The sequence below is a fragment of the Rhodococcus oryzae genome (assembly GCF_005049235.1).
GTDB classification, from domain to species: Bacteria; Actinomycetota; Actinomycetes; order Mycobacteriales; family Mycobacteriaceae; genus Rhodococcus_G; species Rhodococcus_G oryzae.
In genome coordinates this window covers 1-1,574 of record NZ_SUMD01000028.1, presented here as the reverse complement: position 1 = coordinate 1,574, position 1,574 = coordinate 1, and the positions used below count along the sequence as shown (strand labels likewise).

Sequence of the window (1,574 nt, the reverse complement as noted above, 5' to 3'; positions counted from 1 at the left end):
CGGCACCGCGGGCCCGACTGGAGCGGGGTGTTCGTCGGTGACGGCGCGATCCTGGTGCACGAGCGCCTGGCGATCGTGGACCCGGCCAGCGGGTCGCAGCCGCTGCGCTCGCGGGACGGTCACCTCGCGTTGGCGGTCAACGGTGAGATCTACAACCACCGTGAGCTGCGCGAGGCCAGTGACTACGACTTCACCACCGGGTCCGACTGCGAGGTGATCAGCGCCCTCTACCGCGAGGGGGACACCGATTTCGTGAACCGCCTCAACGGCATCTTCGCGTTCGCGTTATTCGACGCCGAGCAGCAGCGGTTCCTGATCGCCCGCGACCCGATCGGGGTGATCCCGCTGTACTGGGGCCACGACGGCGAGGGCCGCATCCTGGTCGCGTCGGAGATGAAGGCGCTGGTCGGGGTGTGTGAGGACGTGGCCGCGTTCCCGCCGGGCCACATCTACGACAGCGCGTCCGGTGAGCTGCGCCGGTACTACGACAAGCCGTGGCGTGAGCACTCCGCCACGGTCGGCACCCGGGTGGCCCCGCAGGAGCTGCGGGCCGCGTTCGAGCAGGCGGTGCACCGGCAGATGATGACCGACGTCCCCTACGGCGTGTTGCTCTCCGGTGGTCTCGATTCGTCGCTGGTGGCCGCGTGCGCGGCCCGGTTCGCGCGCGACCGGGTCGAGGACGATGACCGCAGCGAGGCGTGGTGGCCGCACCTGCATTCGTTCGCGATCGGGTTGGAGGGCTCGCCGGATCTGGCGGCCGCCCAGCTCGCGGCCGATTCCCTTGGCACCGAGCACCACGGCTTCGTCTACACCTTTGCCGAGGGCCTCGACGCGTTGCCGGAGGTGATCCGGCACATCGAGACCTACGACGTGACCACCATCCGGGCCTCGACCCCGATGTTCCTGCTGGCGCGTCGGATCAAGGCGATGGGCGTGAAGATGGTGCTCTCCGGGGAGGGCGCCGACGAGATGTTCGGCGGCTACCTGTACTTCCACAAGGCGCCGTCCGCGCAGGCCTTCCACGAGGAGACCGTCGCCAAGCTCGACGCCCTGCACAGCTACGACTGCCTGCGCGCGAACAAGTCGATGATGGCCTGGGGTGTGGAGGCGCGGGTGCCGTTCCTGGACCTGGAGTTCCTCGACACCGCGATGAGCATGGACGCCACCCACAAGATGGCAGGCGGCGGCCGGATCGAGAAGGCCGTGATCCGCGAGGCGTTCGAGGGCGCGCTGCCCGAGCAGATCCTGTGGCGGCAGAAGGAACAGTTCAGCGACGGCGTCGGCTACGGCTGGATCGACGGCCTCAAGGACCACGCCGAGGCCGTGGTCACCGACGCCGAGCTCGCCTCCGCCGCGCAGCTGTTCCCGCACAACACGCCGGAAACCAAGGAGGCCTACCTCTACCGGCGGATCTTCGCCCAGCACTTCCCCGGCGAGGCCTGCGCGGCCACCGTCCCCGGCGGCAAGTCCATCGCCTGCTCCACCCCCGCCGCACTCGAGTGGGACCCGGAATTCGCCGCGATGGCCGACCCCTCCGGCCGCGCCGTCCAGGGCGTGCACGAACAGGCACTCGC

1 protein-coding gene is annotated in these 1,574 nt (G+C 69.8%); it reads left to right on the top strand.

Translation table 11 applies throughout. The features are described 5' to 3' along the window. Positions 1-1,574, top strand: a 1,574-nt coding sequence (gene asnB / locus FCG67_RS24830; protein ID WP_136912235.1) for an asparagine synthase B, incomplete at both ends; no start/stop codon positions are given.